The organism is Saccharopolyspora sp. NPDC002376 (genome assembly GCF_053593195.1).
In genome coordinates this window covers 26,953-45,251 of record NZ_JBSFBZ010000010.1, presented here as the reverse complement: position 1 = coordinate 45,251, position 18,299 = coordinate 26,953, and the positions used below count along the sequence as shown (strand labels likewise).

Here is an 18,299-nt window from a genome sequence, read left to right as displayed (position 1 = left end):
ACGAAAAAGGGAACCCCCCGATCAACGATCGACCGGGAGGTTCCCTCGTTCAGCTCCGACTAACCGGGCAGCTTGGACTAACCGGGCAGGGGTGCGACCGGTAGGCCTTCGTGGATCTGGGTCATCGCGGCGAACCAGGTGCGCGCCGGCACCTTGCCGCCGTAGATGTTGCCGCCGTTCTTGCCGCACAGGGTCGGCGGCGCGTCACCACCGCCGTCGCAGATGCCCTGGGGCCGCGCGCCGTCGGCGTAGGTCAGGACCGCGCCCGACATCTGCGGGGTGGCGGCGAGGAACGCGGCGGACTTGTGCTCCTGGGTGGTACCGGTCTTGCCGATCATCGGCCGGGACCAGCCGACGGCCTCCGCGGCCGCGCGGGAGGTGCCCTCGGTGCTGTCCTTGCTCATGCCCTGCGCCAGCTGCGCGGCCGTCTGCGGGGACACGGCCTGCTCGCACGGCGCCTCGGGGAGCTGGACCGGGTTGCCGTGCCGGTCGGTGACCTCCTCGATCGGCGTCGGCGGGCAGTACACGCCCTCGCTCATGATCGTCGCGCCGACGTTGGACAGCTCCAGGACGCTGGTCGGCGAGAAGCCGAGGGTGAACGCACCGCGGTTGCCGTTCTTGATGGCATCGGCCTGGGACGGTCCGTTCGAGCCGTCGGCCTTCAGGGTCTGGCCGGCCGTGTTGACCTTGGTCATCCCGTTGCGCAGGCCGAGCTTGGTGGCCATGTCGACGACGTTGTTCAGCCCGACCCGCTCGGACAGCGCCACGAACGCGGTGTTCGGCGAGGTCGCGAGCGCCATCTGCAGCGTCCTCGGCCCCGGCTGCACGCCGTCGGCGTTGCCGACCGTGTAAGGCGCGGTGCCGTTCTTGTAGACGCGCGAGGTGTACGAGGCGGGCACGTCGATCACCTCGTTGATGCTCATGCCCTGCTCGATCGCCGCCGCGGCGGTGAACACCTTGTAGACCGAGCCCGCGCCGAACGGCTGCACCCGGCTCACGATGTCGTAGGCGGTCTGCCCCTTGCTGGCGTCGTTGCCGTAGTCGCGGTTGGCGACCAGCGCCCGCACCTTGTGCTTGTCCTTGCCCGGTTCGACGACCGCCATGGCGTTGGCGATGCCCTCGGTCTGGGTGGGCACCTGGGCCTCGGCGGCGGCCTTGGCCGCGTCGGTGGACTTGCGGTCGAGGGTGGTGCGGATGGTGTAGCCGCCGGTCTTCAGCTGCTTTTCGTCGATGCCCATCCGGTCGAGGTAGTCGGTGACGTAGGTGCAGAAGAAGCCGTCGGTGGTGCCGTCGCCGACGCCGACGCAGCCGTTCGGCGGGCGGCCCAGCGGGGACAGCGTGTTGAGCGGCTCCTGCTTGGCGATCTCGGCGTCTTCCTTGGTGATGAACTTGTTGTTCGTCTGGTCGGTCATCAGGTCGATGACGAGGTCGCGCCGCTCCTTGGCTTCTTCGGGGTTGCTGTTGGGGTTCAGCGTCGTCGGCTGGTTGACGATCGCGGCCAGCAGCGCGGACTGGGCGATGGTCAGCTTGTCCGGCGTGGTACCGAAGTAGGTCTGCGACGCGGCGCCGACGCCGAAGGCCTGGTTGCCGAAGGGCACCACGTTGAGGTATCCGGTGAGGATCTCCTCCTTGGTCATGGTGCGCTCGAGCTCGGTGGCGATCTTGGCCTCGCGCAGCTTTCGCGCGATCGTGCTCTCCTTGGCCTTCTCCTGCTCGATCGGGTTGTCCTCGCCGGCGACCACGTGCACGAGGTAGTTCTTCACGTACTGCTGGGTGATCGTCGACGCGCCCTGCACGGCTTCACCGCTGCTGAGGTTGGTGGCCAGGGCGCGCATCGTGCCGTGCCAGTCGACGCCGTCGTGGTCCCAGAAGCGCTTGTCCTCGACCGCGGTGATCGCGGCCTTCATGTACTCGGAGATCTGCTCGGAGCTGGTGTCGACGCGGTAGTCCTGGAAGAAGTAGGCGATCGGCGCGCCGTCCTTGTCGGTGACCGTCGAAACCTGCGGCATGTCCTGCCGCGCGAGCGAACCCGACATCTTCGACATGGAGTCGCTAGCCTGGTTGACCATCGCCCCGGCGCCGGTCGCCATCGGCAGCAGCAACGCCGCCACCAGCACTCCGGCCAGGACGCACAGCCCGAACATCTTCAGCACGCCGCCGCGCACGCCTGCCCCAATCATCAAGTGTCCACCCGGCTCGACCACCGACCACAGGTCGAAGCCCCCACCTGGAATCCGTCTCGCCGGTTCACCGACCGGCCGGAGAACATCTGCGTCGACGGCGCATCAGCAGCACCGGACGACTCCTGGTTCTCTCCACAGCCAACGAGTCCGTTGATATCACACCGCCGGGTTCAACCGACGATGCACCGAACGGTCGTGCAGCCCGGATCACGCCCACCGAGAGGGCACTGATCACTACACTTGGTGACCAGCCGAGCCGACCGCGTGGAGGAGAAATGACCGATCCTTTCCTGGATTCGCTGGCCACCGCACTCGCCGGGCAGGCGGCGACCGCGTTGGGCGCGGCTGGAAAAGCGGCACTGGTGAAGGTCCGCGATCTCCTCAAGCGGAGGTCGGAACGCGACCCTGAGACGAAGGCCGCACTCGAAGCCGCCGAAGCGGACAACGCGGAACGGCCGCAGATCAAGGCGCTCGCCGAGCGGCTGGACAAGGTGTGCGCGGAGGACGCGGAGTTCGCCGAGGAGCTGCGGTCAGAAGGCGCCGCGGTGCACAACGACGTTTCGGCCGCTGACGACAGCGTCGTCAACATCAACCACGGTCAGGTCAAGAACCTGGTTCAGACCCGCGAGTTCAACGGCAACATCACGTTCAACTAGCGGCACCTTCGACTAGCGGGAGTCGGATTCGTTCAACTCGGCGAGATACCTGTTGTACTCGGCGAGTTCCGGATCATCGTCAGCCTCGACGCGCGGCGCCGGCGGCGGCACGAGCGGCCGCTTCCGGCGCGCTTCGGGCTTTTCCGCAGGCTTTTCCCCAGCGGCCTTCGCCGCGGCGTCCGGGTCGGCTTCCTCCCGCTCCCGGTCGAGGTCCATGCGCATCACGCGGATCCACAGGAAGATCGTGAACGCGCCGAACAGCGGCCACTGCAACGCGTAGCCGAGGTTCTGGAAGCTCCCACCGGCTTCGTGCGCGCGATCCCACTGCCACACGGCCAGGAAGGCAGTGCCGACGGTGGCTGCGATGAACAGCGCGTGCAGAAGCAGCCAACGCGGGGTCAAAAGGCTGCGGAACACACTTCGCATTCTAGGCGCTCACGCCCAGCCGCAACTTCCGGCTTCGTCACGCACTGCGCACAGCACCAATCCGAACCTCCATCAGCAGCACGGGGAATGTGCGTACAATCACAATTGCTGGCGGCGGCCGAAGGCGAGCGGCGTGCAGATTCCGATGAGCACGGCCGTGATCACGAAAGTGACCGGATATCCCGAAAAGTCCGCTCAGGAACGCAGGTCGTCCAGGGCTGCTTCGGCTGCGGCGAGCTCCGCGCGGAGCTGCTCGACCTTGACCTTCTGATGCTCCCGGGCCGCTTCGATCAGCGGCTCGACCGCTGCCGCGACGTCGTCGTGCAGGACCTTCGCCGCCTGCGCCACCGCACCGGCCTGCACCTGCGTCGGCTTCAGCATCCGCTTCTTCGGCGTGCTCACCTCGACGCTCCACTGGCCGTCTTCGTCGGCCGTGAGCGTCACCGTCGCTCCGCCGACCGCCTTCGGCGGGCGCGGCTTCCGCTTCGCCGCCGCCGTCCCGGCGTCCGGCTTCGCCGGGGCGCTCGACTGCGCTCCGCCTGCGCTCGGCTTCGCCGACGCTCCGGACTTCGCTGCGTCCGCAACCGGCTTCGCCGGAGAGGCGGGCTTCGCCGCCATCATGGCTGCGCTCCGCGGCAGCGTCGCTCCCACCGGCTTCGGCTTCGGCTCGCTCGCGGCCGGCTTCGCGGGCTCCGCGCCTGCGCGCTTGCGCGGCGGCTTCACCTTCGTGACCTCCGCTGCGGAGAAGGACAGGACGTCCTTCGAACCGGCCGGGCGGACCTGGATGAAGTCGCCTTCGGCCGGTTCGTCGAGCGAGATCACCTTGCCCGAGCGTCCTTCCGGGACGCCGACGGCGGAGCCGGTGAACCACACCGTCGGCGTGATCCCGGATTTCAGCTCGTCACGGATCTCGCGCAGTTCGTCGGAAGACAGCGGTGACATGGCCATTCCCTGCTCAAGGGTGAGCCCGATGGGGGCTGCTCGGCAACAACGCCGCCACTATATCGAACGCCCGTGCGAACTCTCAACGACCCCGTGCCGCGATGATCTCGAAATCCGCGGGATCAGCCTTTCGAGTGCGCAGCCAGTACTTCCACGTGAAACCGGGCCACACGGTGCGGTTGACGCCGTTCTCGTCGAGGTACCAGCTGCGGCAGCCGCCCGCCGACCACACCGCGTCGCCCAGCTCGGACTGGATCTCACCGTTGAAGTCGTCCTGCACGGACTGGCGGACGTCGAGCTGGCCCACCTCGCCGCGGCAGATCTTCTTCAGGCACTCCACCGCGTAGTTGAGCTGCGATTCGATCATGAACACCACGGAGTTGTGGCCGAGCCCGGTGTTCGGCCCCAGCAGGAAGAACAGGTTCGGGAAGCCGGAGACCGTGATGCCCAGGTAGGCCTCCATCCCGTTGCGCCACGCGTCCTGGAGCTTGCGGCCGTCACGGCCGACGATGCTCAAGTCGTCGAAGGCATCGGTGACGTGGAAACCGGTGCCGTAGATGATCGCGTCCACCGGGTGCTCCTCACCGTCATCGGTGACCACCGAGTCCTTCCGGACCTCGGTCACGCCGCTGGTCACCAGGTCCACATTGGACCGGTTCAGCGCCGGGTAGTAGTCGTTGGAGAGCAGGATCCGCTTGCAGCCCATGGAGTAGTCCGGGGTGACCGCATCGCGCACCTTCGGATCCTTGACCGCCTGGCGGATGTAGCGCCTCGACAGGTGCTCGGAGATCTTGCCGAGACGCTTGTTGAACACCGCGATGTAGCGCGCTTCGAGCGTCCAGTAGAGCGCGTTGCGGACGGCCCGCTGCGCGAACGGCACCCGGCGGAAGATGCGCTGCACGGATTCGGGAACGGGGTGGTCCGGCTTGGGCTGGACCCACGGGGGCGTCCGCTGGAACAGGTGCAGCCTGCCGACCTTCTTGGCGATCTGCGGCACGAACTGGATCGCGCTGGCGCCGGTGCCGATCACCGCGACGCGCTTGTCGGTGAGGTCGTAGTCGTGGTTCCACTCGGCGGAGTGGAACACCTCGCCCTCGAAGTCCTGCACGCCCGGCAGTTCCGGGTAGCTCGGAATGTGCAGGGCACCGACACCGGAGACCAGCGCCCTGCCCACGTACTCGGTGCCGTCCTTGGTGGTCACGGTCCAGGCCTGGGCGGACTCGTCGTACTCAGCGCCGCTGAACTCCACGCCGTAGTGGATGTGGTCGCGGACCCGGTACTTGTCCGCGCAGTGCTGCAGGTAGTCCTCGATCTCATCCTGCCTGGCGAACGTCCGCGACCAGTTCGGGTTCTGTTCGAACGAGAAGGAGTACATCATCGACGGCACGTCGCAGGCGCAGCCCGGGTAGGTGTTGTCCCGCCAGGTGCCGCCGAGGTCCTCGGCCTTCTCCAGGACGATGAAGTCGTCGATCCCGGCCTGCTTGAGCTTGATGGCCATGCCTAGGCCGGAGAACCCGGTGCCCACGATGACCACCGAGGTTCGGTAACTGCGCTGGTCCTTCGACTGCCGTTGCGCCATCAGGCCCTCCTCGGACAGCAGCACTACTGCATCTACTCCGCAGTAGGCTACTACGAGTAAGTTACTTGCGGTAGGGTTGTTTCGTGCAGACCCAGCAGGCATCAACCCCCCGGCGTAAGCGGATGTCGCGGGCCAAAAGAGAGCAGCAGATCCTCGACGTGGCTGAGGGAGTGTTCGCCGCCGAGGGCTACCAGGCGACCTCCATGGACGACATCGCAGCACGGGTCGGCTTGTCCAAGCCGATGCTCTACGAGTACTTCGGTTCCAAGGAGGGCCTGCTGCTGGCCTGCCTGCAGCGCTGCAAGCGGGAGCTGATCGAGGCCAGCACCGTCGCGGCCGCCGGAGCGGACAGCCCTGAGCAGCTCATGCACGACTGCCTGCTGGCGTTCTTCAAGTTCGGTGACGAGCACGCGCAGTCCTGGGCGCTGCTGCGCAACGAGGCCGCCGTGCCGAGCGCTTCGGTGAACTCCGAACTCGAGGGAATCCGCTTGCAGCAGCGGGATTTCACCACGGGCCTGCTGAGCGCCGCCCGCCCCGACCTCGACCAGGAACAGCTGGAGGCCTACGCCGAGGCGATCATCGGCGCCTGCGAACGGCTCGCGCTGTGGCGGGAACAGCGCCCCGAGGTGACGCCCGAGAAGGCGACCGAACACCTGATGGCCCTCTTCGCGCCGAGCCTGGCGCAGAGCCTCTGATCAGCGCCTGAAGTCACTCGTTCAGGTCGTATTGCGCTCGGCGGGGTCAAGGTCGTCTTTCTGATCTCCGATGACGATTCCGCCGTACCAACGCATCCGACCCTAGGAGAACAGACCTTGCGCCCCTGGACCACGCGCACAGTACAGGCAGCCGTTGTGGCCGCGGGGTTCGCCGCAGTCGGTACCGGTGCCGCCTCCGCTGCGGAGACCACCGACCTGCCGAAGCCGGACCTGTCGTCGATCCCTGACCAGGTCGGTTTCACCGCCCCGGTCAACGCCTGCCAGATGCAGAACGGCCTCGGGTTCAGCCCGGTCAAGGCCCCGTGCGCGGACGCGCAGCTGCACGCGAACTCCCCGAACCTGATCAAGCAGGTCGGCAAGGACATCACCACCACCGGCCACGGCATCGCCGGCGAGCTGCGGGACGGCCGACCGGCGCTGGCGCCCGGCAAGCCGAACCGGGTGCTGAGCCACGTCTCCGCCGAGGGCAACCGCCTGACCGGGATGACCAAGGAGCGCCCAACCATCGGCGCTTCGGTCACCCCGGAGAACCTTGGTGTGCTCCACGCGAAGAACTCCAACGCCACCCTGCTCGATGCCGAGGTCGGTCCCCGCCAGCCCGACCACCAGGGCGTCTCCACGGCCGACACCGCCGTCGACGTGACCGCCGCACAGGGCTACGAGGCCGAGCCGGCGGTCAACCCCGTCGGCGCGGTCGCCCCGACGCTGCAGCGCAACCCGCTCAACGCGCCCGGTGAGGTCATGCCGCTGCCGAAGCCGGACCAGCTCGTGCCCGCGGTGGGCAAGATCCCGCCGGTGGCCGCGCTCGACCAGGGCCTGGGCGGCGGCGCCGACCAGCTCTCGAGCGAGCTCACCAGCCGCGTCCCCGCGAAGCCGGTGCACCAGGTCACCGGTTCGCTGGACCCGGCGGTCCAGAAGGTCAAGGACGTCCTCTGAGACCGACCTGCTGCAAGAAAGTGGCCCCGGATCAAACAGATCCAGGGCCACTTTCTGGTGGTGCTGCTGATCAGGCCGCCGTGGCGGAGACGATTCCGCTGTCCGGCTCACCGATGTCGAGCGGTTCGCCCGCTTCCGCGCGCTTCACCAGGGATGCCGGCGGTTCGAAGCGGTCGCCGTAGCGCTCGGCCAGCTCCCGGGCGCGGGCCACGAATCCGGCCAGGCCACCGGGGTAGCCGTTGATGTACTGCACGACACCGCCGGTCCAGGCCGGGAAGCCGATGCCGAAGATCGAGCCGATGTTGGCGTCCGGCACCGAGCGCAGCACGCCCTCGTCGAAGCACTTGACGGTTTCCAGCGCCTCCATGAACAGCATCCGTTCCTGGAGGTCCAGGATGTCCACTTCGGACGGATCGAGGCCGGTGCCGAAGTGCTCGACCAGCCCCGGCCACAAGCCGGTGCGCTTGCCGTCGGCGTAGTCGTAGAAACCGGCGCCGCCGGAGCGGCCCTTGCGGTCGAACTCGTCGATCATCCGGTCCAGCACCTGCTCGGCCGGGTGCGGCGTCCAGGTACCGCCCGCCGCCTCGACCGCGCGCTTGGACTCGTCGCGGATCCGGCGCGGCAGGGTGAAGGTGAGCTCGTCGAACAGCTGCAGCACCGGCGCCGGGAAGCCGGCCTGCGAGGAGGCCTGCTCGATCGACGACGGGTGGATGCCCTCGGCCAGCATCGACACGCCCTCGTTGAGGAAGGTGCCGATGACCCGGCTGGTGAAGAAGCCGCGGCTGTCGTTGACCACGATCGGCGTCTTCTTGATCTGCTGCACCACGTCGAACGCGCGGGCCAGCGCCTTGTCGCTGGTGTGCTCGCCGCAGATGATCTCCACCAGCGGCATCTTGTCCACCGGCGAGAAGAAGTGCAGGCCGATGAAGTCCTCGCGGCGCCGCACGCCCTCGGCCAGGCTGGTGATCGGCAGCGTCGAGGTGTTGGAGGCGATCAGCGCATCACCATCGATGACGTCCTGGATCTCGCCGTAGACCTGGTGCTTGAGCTTGGTGTCCTCGAAGACCGCCTCGATCACCAGGTCGCAGCCGGACAGCGGCTCGACCTGGTCGGTGGGCGTGATGCGGGCCAGCAGCGCGTCGGACTTCTCCTGGGTGGAGCGGCCCCGGGCGATGGCCTTCTCCTCCAGCTTGACCGAGTAGTCCTTGCCCTTCTCGGCCGCTTCGAGGGAGATGTCCTTGAGCACGACCTGCATGCCGGCCTTGGCGCAGACGTAGGCGATGCCCGCGCCCATCATGCCGCCGCCGAGCACCGCGACCTTCTTGGCCTTCCAGGTCGGCTCACCGGACGGGCGGCTGCCGCCGGAGTTGATGTGCTGCAGGTCGAAGAAGAACGCCTTGCTCATGTTCTTCGCAGTCTGCCCGCACACGAGCTCCACGAAGTAGCGTCCCTCGATGGTCAGCGCGGTGTCGAAGTCGACCTGCGCGCCCTCCACCGCGGCGGCCAGGATGTTCTTCGGCGCGGGCAGCGGGGCGCCCTTGAGCTGCTTGCGCAGGTTCGCGGGGAACGCGGGCAGGTTGGCAGCGAACTTCGGGTTCGACGGGGTGCCGCCGGGGATCTTGTAGCCGGGCTTGTCCCACGGCTGGGCCGCCTCGGGGTTGGCCTTGATCCACTCCTTGGCGCGCTCCAGCAGCTGCTCGGGGGTGTCCACCAGCTCGTTGACGATGCCGATCTCGACGGCCTTCTCCGGGCGCAGCCGCTGCCCCTGCAGCAGCACGTTGAGCAGCGCGTCAGCGATGCCCAGCAGCCGGACCGAGCGGACCACGCCGCCCGCGCCGGGCAGCAGACCCAGAGTGACCTCGGGGAACCCGAAGCGGGCCTTGGGGTCGTTGAGCGCGATGCGGTGGTGGCAGGCCAGCGCGATCTCCAGGCCGCCGCCGAGCGCGGTGCCGTTGAGCGCGGCCACGACCGGCACGCCGAGGGTCTCCAGCCGGCGCAGCTGCTGCTTGACGCCGGTGGTGGTCTCGGTGACCTGCGCAGCGTCGGCCTTGCGGGCCTGGACGAGTTCGCGCAGGTCACCGCCGGCGAAGAAGGTGCTCTTCGCGGAGGTGAGGACGACGCCGGTGATGTTCTCGCGCTCGGATTCCAGGCGCTGCAGGGTTTCGTCCATGCTGCGCTGGTAGCGCGTGTTCATGGTGTTGGCCTGCTGCTGCGGGTCGTCCAGGGTCAGCACGACGATGCCGTCGGCGTCGGAGGACCAGCGGATGGTGTTCTGCTCGCTCATGTGTCGTGTGTCCTTCAGCCGATGCGTTCCACGATGGTCGCGATCCCCATGCCGCCGCCGATGCACAGCGTGGCCAGGCCGTAGCGCTGCTTGCGGCGTTCCAGCTCGTCGATCAGGGTGCCCAGGATCATCGCCCCGGTGGCGCCCAGCGGGTGGCCCATGGCGATGGCACCGCCGTTGACGTTGACCTTGTCGTGGCTGACGCCGAACTCCTTCATGAACTTCAGCGGGACGGCGGCGAACGCCTCGTTGATCTCCACCAGGTCGATCTGGTCGATGCTCAGGTCGGCCTTGGCCAGCGCCTTGCGCACGGCCGGGCCAGGACCGGTCAGCATGATCGTCGGATCCGCGCCGCTGAGCGCAGCGGAGACGATGCGGGCGCGCGGGCGCAGACCGGTGCGCTCGCCGAGCGATTCGCTGCCGATCAGAGCAAGAGCGGCGCCGTCGACGATGCCGGAGGAGTTGCCGGGGGTGTGCACGTGGTCGATGCGCTCAACCCAGTGGTACTTCTGCAGCGCCACGGAGTCGAACCCGCCGAGCTCACCGATGTCGGCGAAGGACGGCTTCAGGCCGCCGAGGCTGTCCACCGTGCTGTTGGCGCGGATGTGCTCGTCGCGGTCCAGCACGACCTGGCCGTTGCGGTCGCTGACCGGCACCACGGAGCGCGCGAAGCGACCGTCGGCCCAAGCCTTGGCAGCGCGGGTCTGCGACTCCGCGGCGTAGGCGTCCACAGTGGTCCGGTCGAAGCCCTCGAGGGTGGCGATGAGGTCGGCACCGATACCCTGCGGCACGAAGGAGGTGTCGAAGTTGGTCTCGGGGTCCATCGCCCAGGCACCGCCGTCGGAACCCATCGGCACCCGCGACATGGACTCGACGCCGCCGGCCAGCACGGCGTCCTCCCAGCCGGAACGCACCTTCTGCGCGGCGATGTTGACGGCTTCCAGACCCGAGGCGCAGAAGCGGTTGAGCTGCACGCCGCTGACCGTCTCCGGCAGCCCGGCGGCCAGCGCGGACGTCTTGGCGATGTCGCCGCCCTGGTCGGCCACCGGCGAGACCACGCCGAGCACGACGTCGTCGATCAGCGCGGGATCCAACTCGGGATGGCGACGCTTCAGCTCCTGGATGAGCCCCACGACCAGGCTGATCGGTTTGACCCCGTGCAGCGACCCGGTTTTCTTGCCACGACCCCGCGGTGTGCGGATCGCGTCGTAGACGAACGCCTCGGACATGTGCGGCGTGCCTCCTCGTTGCGACAGGTACTCCACCCAGAGTGTGACACCAAAGCTGTCACAGTCAATGGCCGAACCACTGGCATCTCGATCAGTTCCAGCCGTCCGTGGCGCCACCTGCGGATGGTGGAACGAAGCGTGTGCAGATACGATTAGCTGTAGACGATTTGACTCAGAAGTGGGTGACGAAGGTGGAGACGCTGCGTCCGAAGCACGCGCAGGATCTGGGCATGTCCAAGAGCAACCTCTACCGAGCGGCCCAGTCAGGGCAGTACGAGCGCATCGCGCGCGGCATCTACCGGCCAGCCGATGCTCCAGCCGCGGACTGGGACTGGATCGAGGCCGCGACCCGCCGCCCTGACGCGACGATCTGCCTGACCTCTGCGCTGGCCCTCCACGACCTCACCGACGCCATCCCAGACGCCCTCGACGTCGCCATCCCACGCGGCGCCCGCATCCCCGCCACCCAGGCTGCCATCAACTGGCACCTGTTCGCCAAGGCGACGTTCGACCTCGGTCGCACCGACATCCTGATCCCCGGATCCGACCTCCACATCGGCATCTACTCACCTGAGCGATGCATCGCGGATGCGTTCCGCCTCCGAGGAGCCCTCGGATACGAACTCGGCAGGGACGCACTACGCGAGTGGATTCGCCGAGGAGGCAAGCCCGCCGAACTCATGGCGATCGCCGCCCGGCTCCCACGCACCAAGGGCCCGATCCTTCAAGCACTGGAGGTACTCACGTGACCGATCGCGACGCCCACGGCGACGTCGTCTTCCGGCAGATTCAGCAAAAGGCGCGTTCTGACGGCGCCAAGACCGGCAAACCCACGCCCACAGCCGAGTACCTCACCCGCCATGCACTCGAATCGTTCCTTGACCGGCTGACTCGCACCGAGCACAAGGATAACTTCGTGCTGAAGGGCGGAATCTTGCTCGCTGTCTACGGTGTCCGCCGACCGACCAAGGACGTCGATGCCGAAGCGGTCAGTGCCTCCGTCGCCCCAGAGCACATCGTCGAAATCGTGCGAGACGCGGCAACGGTCGACGTGGCAGACGGTCTCTCCTTCGACCTGGAGACGATCAGCGTCCAGGAGATCCGCGACGAAGCGGAGTACCCAGGCCTACGGATGCGGGTCAACTGCCACATCGGTCAGCAGAAAGTCGTCGTGGCCTGGGACATCTCGACAGGCGACCCCGTCATTCCGGTGCCACGGCCGGTGAAGGTTCCCCGCGTCCTCGGTGACGACATTGAGATGCTGGGCTACGCACCGGAGACCAGCGTAGCTGAGAAGGGCGTGACCATCCTGGAGCGAGGGATCGCCAGCACCAGGTGGCGTGACTACATCGACATCGTCCAGTTGGCCGAGAGGCACGGCATCGACGAGGACCTGCTCCTCGAATCAGCCAGGGCTGTTGCCCGCTACCGCAAGGTCGCTCTCGGCCCCATCGCGCCCGTGATCGCCGGGTACGGCGCAATCGGCCAGACCAAGTGGGCCGCATGGCGGCGCAAGGAACACGTCCAGGACATCAGCGAATCGGACCTCGACGCCCAGATCGCCAAGGTGGCAGCAGTGCTCGACCCGGTGTTCAAGCGCGACTGAAGGCTCACCCACTACCGCGCACCTTCAACGCCTTGACAACTTCAGCCACCCACCGCAGGAGCGGCGGTCTTTGGTGTCGCGCACGCCCGCCATACCGGAGCGGTGCCGGGGACAACCACCGCGGTCCCGGGACGTCTTTCTGATTGAGGAGTCAGAAACTTCCCAGTTTCAGGAGAAACAAATGCGCAAGATCAGTCGTACGGCCATTCTGATCCCCGGCGGACTGCTGGCCGCCGCGATGTTCGTGAGCGGGTGCACGTCCCTGGCCGAGCAGTCGGCGTCAACCCCGCCCGGATCGGCGGTGGGCGCCGCGACCGTCAGGGCGGACGTCATGGCCCCGAACGTCCACGCCGTCGACATCGCCGTCAACATGGAGTTCGCCAGGAACGGCAGCAGCTGGATGGTCTCCTACGTCGAGGGCAAGTGGGACGACTCCTCCATGGGGGCACCCCACACGATTCCCGCAGGCGGGCCCACCCAGGTGGCCGCGCTCGCTCCGGATGTCCAGTTCCTCAGCCCGTTCGAAGGCGGCACGCCGACCGCCGAGCCCCAGCTCGACTCGGAGGGACTGGGAGTAGTGCCGATCAGCAGGGATGACTTCATCCAGCAGCACAACCAGTCGGCCAAGATCTGGCTCGACGACAACGGCCAGGTCACCAAGATCGCCGCCCGCTACCAGCCCTGACCCGAACCCGCCGCGGCGAACGTGCAAGCTGCCGTAGCCACGACTTGAGTCATCCGCCTTTGCAGCAGGCGTGAATTTCAGCGGCTGGAAACTAAGCAGCGCCCGTCCGAATTCCTGGGCGGGCGCTGCTGTCGTTGGCTGTCAGGACGAACGAGCTGTCACGTCTTGTTCGACGCGCTCGAAGATGTCGGAGTCGGTTTCCTTCTGCCATTCGGGCATGGCATCCCAGTCTGCGACGTAGGCAGGTTTGGGATCGTCGAAGTGCTTGAAGATCTGCCCGATCCAGCACAGTGCGACGAAGCGGCCCTTCTGCTCACGGGTGAGCTTGGCCGTGCTGCCGTTGGTCGCGAGGATGAAGTCGAGGACCTGCTGGTACACGGCGGCTGCACTGGCTCGCTCCCAATCGGGCGTTTCGTCCCACGGGGTGATGTAGCCGGGCTTCGGCTCGCCGGGGTAGTACTTGTTCACCCCTGCGATCCACGTCTCGCGGAAGACGCGCCCTTTTTCGTCCGACACTGAACCTCTCCTCACTGCGTTGAGCCGGGTGCTATCACAACATCCTTGATCTGCGAATCCAGGTACCGAACGTGCCGATCGGCGAGGTACGGAACCAGATGTTCTCGCAGGTCCACGAGTTTGCGGCCGAGGTAGCCAACCGACGTGGTCTGCCTGGCGCTGTCCACAGCCGCGGAGCCGCGCATGACGAGCTGGTCGACGTCGCCACGCTGGGCTCCGACGGTTGCGAGGTCGACGAGCACACTTCCACGACGTCTCGTCGAGGTTGCCTGCCCCAATGCTTTGGAAAGTGCGGGCTCGGCCAAGTCCGGGCGGCGCAGCGTCACGAAGCACGCCCCGCGTTCCTCATCCAGTCTCGATCCCTCGAAGCGGAGCCAGCCGGTCGCAGGCGCCTTGTTGTCGAGGTTGGCGACATGCTCGGCTTTGTCCAGAGCGCGTTGGCACGCGGGCAGGTTTCCGAGCCCGGCAAAGGTCTGGGCCTGGACGGCAGCGACCCAGTATCGGGTGGTCCGGGTGGGATTGCCTCTGACCGCGAGCTGCGCAGCGCCATCGAGCAGTGGGGAAGCATGTCGGTACTGGCGCTCGTAGATGTTGACGAAGGCGTGCCGGGTCATTGCGCACGCCCAGAGGTCGAACTCGTTCGCTTCCTTGCTGATGTGAGCGGCTTCGGCGTAGCAGTGCGCTGCGTCTGCGTAGTTGTCGCTGTCGAAGAAGATTTCGCCGCAGAGCTGGAACAAATCACCGGCGAGAGTGCACAGCCGGCGCCGCAGGTCATCGGCCTGCGGCTCGTTCAGGCTGTCGTTGAGGGCTGCGAGTTGTTGCCGCGCAGCCGGAAGGACATCGCGCTTGGACCGCGACTCGGCGAACTTCTTCCACAGCTCGGCATTCAGACGCTCGTAGGAGTCCACGGCTGCAACGCCTAGGTGGCGGGGGTTCGCGGTGGCGTGTCGGACCCGGTCGACATCGATTGCAGGAATGGACAGCAAGCTTCCCGTGACCGTCATCAGGCGGAGTAGTTCACGGCGATTCACGTCGTCACGTTGCCAATCGTCATCGTGCGGGGAGCCGGGAAACCGCGGTGGTCGTGTTGTTGGGTCCCTCTTTCGTACAGGCGTGCCTTGCAGCTCGGCAATCCTGATGCGCTTCTCGTCCGCGACAACGCGGTCAAAGTCCGCGAGAAGCTCGCCGCCCGCTTCCAGCACCTGGTCAGCGGTCTTCCAGAAGTCACGCGCAGGGAACTGGCGGCCGGCCTCGATGTGCGAGATCGACGTTCGCGAGTAAGCGGTGAATCTCCCGATTGCGCCTTGGTCGAGCGGTGAAGCCTCTCGGAAGCCGCGGAGCGCGGCTCCCAAAGCACGGCGCAGTTCGGCGATCGCTTCTGGCATACGGGCCATGAAGGTCTCCAGTCGAGTGCGCAGCACGTGTCCGATACGCGTCCCAGCGTAGCTAGCTGATCGGACAAGAAGGCGCGGCCAAGTGTGGGAGTTGCGCCCACATCATCGCCCACATCGACTCCACACGGTTACGTGATGACTACGCAAAGCAATGGTTCGCGCTGAAGCGACCGGGACTGCCAGGAGGGTGAAGGTGGGCAGCTTTTCAACAGCACTCGTTGCAATGGCCGTCGTTGTCCTTAGCTCGGCCGTGGCCTGCGGGTTAGCCATCGTCGCCGATGAGGTGCGTATACGACGCGAACAGGTACGGCGCAACGCCCAACACGAAGGAACTGAGGACGCCCCGGAGGAGGCGGTGCACGGTGTCGTCTTTCGAGACTGACCCTTTGCTGACCGAGCTGCAATCCGATGCTTGTGCGGTGTGGGGCTTCGGCCCAAAGCACTGTCTTGGCATCGTGGCGGCGGCGCGGTTGCGCGCAGGGCTTCCTCCGGTGGCAGGTGCGCGATGACTCCGCAGGACCGCGAGAAGTTCGCGAAGCTCGCGACGATGATTCGAGGGGCGATCCTGGCGCTTGGGTATGCCGTCGACGACATCGAGCAAGGTCGTTGGAGCCCCGCAGAGCTGGGAAACCTGGCCGCGTCAGTGGACAAGCTCGGGGAACAGCTGCGTGGCAGCGCCGCCACCGAGAGCAGCCGCGTTGTCGTCGACTCGGTGAGGGCTGACCGGTGATCGCCGCGTTCGTCGCGACGGGCCTGCTGAGCGTTGGCGGGTTCGCGCTGTGGGCGACGTTCTACTTCGCCCCGGCTCGCCACGCTGGCGGCGAAGGCGCGTTGACCGTCGCTTACCTGGTGGCACGGGTGGAAGCGGAGACACGCGGCCACGGTCGGCACCGGTTGCGCGATCCGGTCGTGCTGCGCGGCGACCTGGCCGACGAAGAAACCCAACGGCTGCCCGTGGTCGAGTCCGAGTCACCGGAAGACGACCGGGAACTCGAGTCGATGCAGCGACATCCGGCGATGTTGCGCCGACTTCTGGACGCTCTGCGCGATCTACCCCTCTGAACTCGGTGGGGATGCTGCTGCTCCCCCGACCAGCGTCCCCACCGTCTCCACGTGCCCGTGCGCCTCCGCCCCCAGCGGCAACCGGGCACGCGGACGGGGCTGGGCTGCGTACTCCCTCCCGACACAGCCCGGCCCTGTCCTCTCCGGATCACCACGACCACCAACGGAGGTAAAGCACATGACCCGAGTCATTTCCGACTGCGTGCAGGCGCGGTCGCTGATCTCCGACGAGCTGTTCGCCCGACTCTGCCACCGCATCACCATCGACGAGAACGTGGAACCCGAGTTCGCCGAACGCATCGTGGACCAGGCGTTGGCGTTCCTCGGCGCATGCGCCAAGTTCCCCGACAACCGGCTGGCACCGTCCAAGCCGGTCGACATCGGGTGGCACGCGTTCATCCTCTGCACCAAGGACTACGCCCGGTTCTGCCAGCGTGTTGCGGGGCACTTCATGCATCACGTGCCACAAGATGTGCCCGGCGCGCCGGATCATTCCAAGGATCCGGCCAGCGTCCGCAATGTCACGCTGGAGTCGATCCTGCAGGCCGGATACCGCGTCGACGAGGAGCTGTGGATCCGCGACGCGTACAGCTGCGGCGGCTGCGACGAAGACGGGAACTGCGCTGCCTCGGGCGTGTCCGGCAACGAGAACACCGAAACCCGGAAGAACTGAGAGCGGGGCCGACGTGACCACCTGGGCCGAACTGCCGTCCGTCGTGCGGGACGCGGTCGAGAGCCACGTCGGCCCCGTCTCGGGAGCCACCGAGATCACCGTGGGATGCAACAGCGATCTCGCCACTGTGCTGGGCACCAGCGCCGGGCGGGTTTTCGTCAAGGGCGTCGAGGGCGTTTCCCGCCGAATGCGGTTCCTGCGCAACGAAATCACCGCCGGGCAACTGGCCGCTGGGCTAGCCCCCGAAGTGGTGTTCTCCGAAGATGTCGGCGACTGGCTCGTGGTCGGATTCGAGCACCTGCCCGGCAGACCTGCTGACCTCTCCCCCAGCTCACCGGACCTGCCGCGCATCGCCGACGTTGTCCGCCGCATCGGCGGACTGCCCGCACCTGGACTGCGGCCGATCCGGGCGAGGTGGGGCGGCGTCGACTGGTGGGTCAAACTCGCCGCGGACGCACCCGAGCTCGCCTCCAACTGGGACGTCGACGCGATGTCGGCACTTGCGTTGCGGGCACCCGAACTCGCGGATGGTGACCGCCTGGTGCACAGCGACCTGCACGGTGAGCAATTCCTGCTCGGACTCGACAGCGAGGTGCACGTCATCGACTGGGGCTTCCCCGGCGCTGGCGCCGCTTGGGTGGATCCCGCCTACCTGGTGTTGCGGCTGGTCGAAGCGGGCCACGAGCCGAGCGACGCCGAAACCTGGGCACGCCGCGAACTACCGGCATTCGCCGAGGCCGACGACCAGACCGTGACGACTTTCGCCGCCTACCTCGCGGGCATGTGGACCCACTGGGCCGTCACCGACGACGAGCCGGGCAAGCAACACCGAGCCCGACTCGCACGCAACTACGCAACATGGCGCCTGCGCCGCTGAAGCTGGTTGATTTGAGACTGGCCGAGCCAGGAATGTGCTGGTTTTGCGAGGTGGTTGATCGCTCGTTCGTATGAATCTTGGTGGTGTGGGCGGGTTCGGGTTTGTTGCGGTATCTCGTGGGCGGTAGGGATGTTTCGCGATCGATGATCATCGGTCTGCGCAAAGCACGGAGGGGAAGAGGACATGGCCCTGACCAAGGACCAGCTGGTCACTGACATCGCTGAGAACGTGGACGTCCCCAAGGCGACGGCCCAGCGAGTTCTCGAAGCCGTTGGCCTCATCGTCGGCGAGCAGTTGGAGAACGGCGATGAGATCGCGCTGCCTGGTATCGGGAAGTTCAAGGTCGCGGAGCGTCCTGCGCGGACCGGCCGGAATCCCTCCACTGGTGAGTCGATCGAGATCGCGGCGAAGAAGGTCGTCAAGTTCGCCCCGGCCAAGGCCCTCGGCGAAGCCGTGAACAAGTAGGCCCTGCCTGGCGCGTACCTCAGAAACTCCCCGTACCCCACCGGAATCCGGAAGGTGCGGGGCGTTTTGC

General features: G+C 66.9%; 19 protein-coding genes. 11 read left to right on the top strand and 8 right to left on the bottom strand.

The features are described 5' to 3' along the window. Positions 1–77 precede the first annotated feature (77 nt). Positions 78–2,180 (bottom strand): transglycosylase domain-containing protein, encoded by a 2,103-nt coding sequence (locus ACWCO2_RS09855; protein WP_450127333.1) that lies wholly within the window; start codon positions 2,178–2,180, stop codon positions 78–80. A gap of 278 nt (positions 2,181–2,458) precedes the next feature. Between ACWCO2_RS09855 and ACWCO2_RS09850 the strand changes: the two genes are divergently transcribed. Further along, positions 2,459–2,839: a hypothetical protein gene (locus tag ACWCO2_RS09850; RefSeq protein ID WP_450127332.1), complete on the top strand. Its 381-nt coding sequence runs from the start codon at positions 2,459–2,461 to the stop codon at positions 2,837–2,839. 12 nt (positions 2,840–2,851) lie between these two features. Here the strand turns inward: ACWCO2_RS09850 and ACWCO2_RS09845 are convergent, their stop codons facing one another. The 3 genes from ACWCO2_RS09845 to ACWCO2_RS09835 form a co-directional block, all read right to left on the bottom strand. After that, positions 2,852–3,256, bottom strand: a complete 405-nt coding sequence (locus ACWCO2_RS09845) for a hypothetical protein (protein WP_450127331.1) — start codon at positions 3,254–3,256, stop codon at positions 2,852–2,854. A 204-nt stretch (positions 3,257–3,460) separates the two neighbouring features. Further along, positions 3,461–4,207 carry a DUF6319 family protein gene (locus ACWCO2_RS09840; protein WP_450127330.1) on the bottom strand — a complete coding sequence of 249 codons (747 nt, stop codon included), beginning with the start codon at positions 4,205–4,207 and terminating at the stop codon, positions 3,461–3,463. A gap of 82 nt (positions 4,208–4,289) precedes the next feature. Then, the gene (locus tag ACWCO2_RS09835) at positions 4,290–5,786 is read right to left on the bottom strand and encodes a flavin-containing monooxygenase (RefSeq protein WP_450127329.1); all 1,497 of its coding nucleotides are present in this window, start codon (positions 5,784–5,786) and stop codon (positions 4,290–4,292) included. An 83-nt stretch (positions 5,787–5,869) separates the two neighbouring features. Between ACWCO2_RS09835 and ACWCO2_RS09830 the strand changes: the two genes are divergently transcribed. Both ACWCO2_RS09830 and ACWCO2_RS09825 read left to right on the top strand, forming a co-directional pair. Continuing rightward, positions 5,870–6,481: a TetR/AcrR family transcriptional regulator gene (locus ACWCO2_RS09830; protein ID WP_450127328.1), complete on the top strand. Its 612-nt coding sequence runs from the start codon at positions 5,870–5,872 to the stop codon at positions 6,479–6,481. A gap of 156 nt (positions 6,482–6,637) precedes the next feature. Next, a complete protein-coding gene (locus ACWCO2_RS09825) occupies positions 6,638–7,438 on the top strand; it encodes a hypothetical protein (protein ID WP_450127327.1) in 801 nt (266 codons plus the stop codon). A gap of 70 nt (positions 7,439–7,508) precedes the next feature. On the opposite strand, the gene ACWCO2_RS09820 is transcribed toward ACWCO2_RS09825, so the two are convergent. Both ACWCO2_RS09820 and ACWCO2_RS09815 read right to left on the bottom strand, forming a co-directional pair. Then, positions 7,509–9,722, bottom strand: coding sequence for a 3-hydroxyacyl-CoA dehydrogenase NAD-binding domain-containing protein (locus ACWCO2_RS09820; RefSeq protein WP_450127326.1), 2,214 nt, complete (start codon positions 9,720–9,722; stop codon positions 7,509–7,511). A gap of 14 nt (positions 9,723–9,736) precedes the next feature. After that, a complete protein-coding gene (locus tag ACWCO2_RS09815) occupies positions 9,737–10,951 on the bottom strand; it encodes an acetyl-CoA C-acetyltransferase (RefSeq protein WP_450127325.1) in 1,215 nt (404 codons plus the stop codon). Positions 10,952–11,133: 182 nt separating this feature from the next. On the opposite strand from ACWCO2_RS09815, the gene ACWCO2_RS09810 reads away from it, so the two are divergent. From ACWCO2_RS09810 to ACWCO2_RS09800, 3 genes are all read left to right on the top strand, one after another. Further along, a complete protein-coding gene (locus ACWCO2_RS09810) occupies positions 11,134–11,700 on the top strand; it encodes a type IV toxin-antitoxin system AbiEi family antitoxin domain-containing protein (RefSeq protein WP_450127324.1) in 567 nt (188 codons plus the stop codon). Next, positions 11,697–12,557, top strand: coding sequence for a nucleotidyl transferase AbiEii/AbiGii toxin family protein (locus ACWCO2_RS09805; RefSeq protein WP_450127323.1), 861 nt, complete (start codon positions 11,697–11,699; stop codon positions 12,555–12,557). The genes ACWCO2_RS09810 and ACWCO2_RS09805 overlap by 4 nt, the downstream gene beginning before the upstream one ends. A gap of 181 nt (positions 12,558–12,738) precedes the next feature. Next, on the top strand, positions 12,739–13,242 hold the full coding sequence (locus tag ACWCO2_RS09800) for a hypothetical protein (RefSeq protein WP_450127322.1): 504 nt from the start codon (positions 12,739–12,741) through the stop codon (positions 13,240–13,242). 141 nt (positions 13,243–13,383) lie between these two features. On the opposite strand, the gene ACWCO2_RS09795 is transcribed toward ACWCO2_RS09800, so the two are convergent. Together ACWCO2_RS09795 and ACWCO2_RS09790 are read right to left on the bottom strand one after the other, a co-directional pair. Continuing rightward, the gene (locus ACWCO2_RS09795) at positions 13,384–13,758 is read right to left on the bottom strand and encodes a hypothetical protein (protein ID WP_450127321.1); all 375 of its coding nucleotides are present in this window, start codon (positions 13,756–13,758) and stop codon (positions 13,384–13,386) included. Between the two features lie 11 nt (positions 13,759–13,769). After that, positions 13,770–15,152 carry a helix-turn-helix domain-containing protein gene (locus ACWCO2_RS09790; RefSeq protein ID WP_450127320.1) on the bottom strand — a complete coding sequence of 461 codons (1,383 nt, stop codon included), beginning with the start codon at positions 15,150–15,152 and terminating at the stop codon, positions 13,770–13,772. Between the two features lie 505 nt (positions 15,153–15,657). On the opposite strand from ACWCO2_RS09790, the gene ACWCO2_RS09785 reads away from it, so the two are divergent. From ACWCO2_RS09785 to ACWCO2_RS09765, 5 genes are all read left to right on the top strand, one after another. Continuing rightward, the gene (locus tag ACWCO2_RS09785; protein ID WP_450127319.1) at positions 15,658–15,882 is read left to right on the top strand and encodes a hypothetical protein; all 225 of its coding nucleotides are present in this window, start codon (positions 15,658–15,660) and stop codon (positions 15,880–15,882) included. Continuing rightward, positions 15,879–16,214, top strand: coding sequence for a hypothetical protein (locus tag ACWCO2_RS09780; protein WP_450127318.1), 336 nt, complete (start codon positions 15,879–15,881; stop codon positions 16,212–16,214). The genes ACWCO2_RS09785 and ACWCO2_RS09780 overlap by 4 nt, the downstream gene beginning before the upstream one ends. A 178-nt stretch (positions 16,215–16,392) precedes the next feature. Then, on the top strand, positions 16,393–16,887 hold the full coding sequence (locus tag ACWCO2_RS09775) for a glycine-rich domain-containing protein (RefSeq protein WP_450127317.1): 495 nt from the start codon (positions 16,393–16,395) through the stop codon (positions 16,885–16,887). 13 nt (positions 16,888–16,900) lie between these two features. Next, entirely contained in the window at positions 16,901–17,764 is an 864-nt protein-coding gene (locus tag ACWCO2_RS09770; RefSeq protein WP_450127316.1) for a phosphotransferase family protein, read from the top strand. Between the two features lie 183 nt (positions 17,765–17,947). Further along, complete coding sequence (locus tag ACWCO2_RS09765) at positions 17,948–18,229, top strand: HU family DNA-binding protein (protein WP_270949128.1); 282 nt, start codon at positions 17,948–17,950, stop codon at positions 18,227–18,229. Positions 18,230–18,299: the final 70 nt, after the last annotated feature.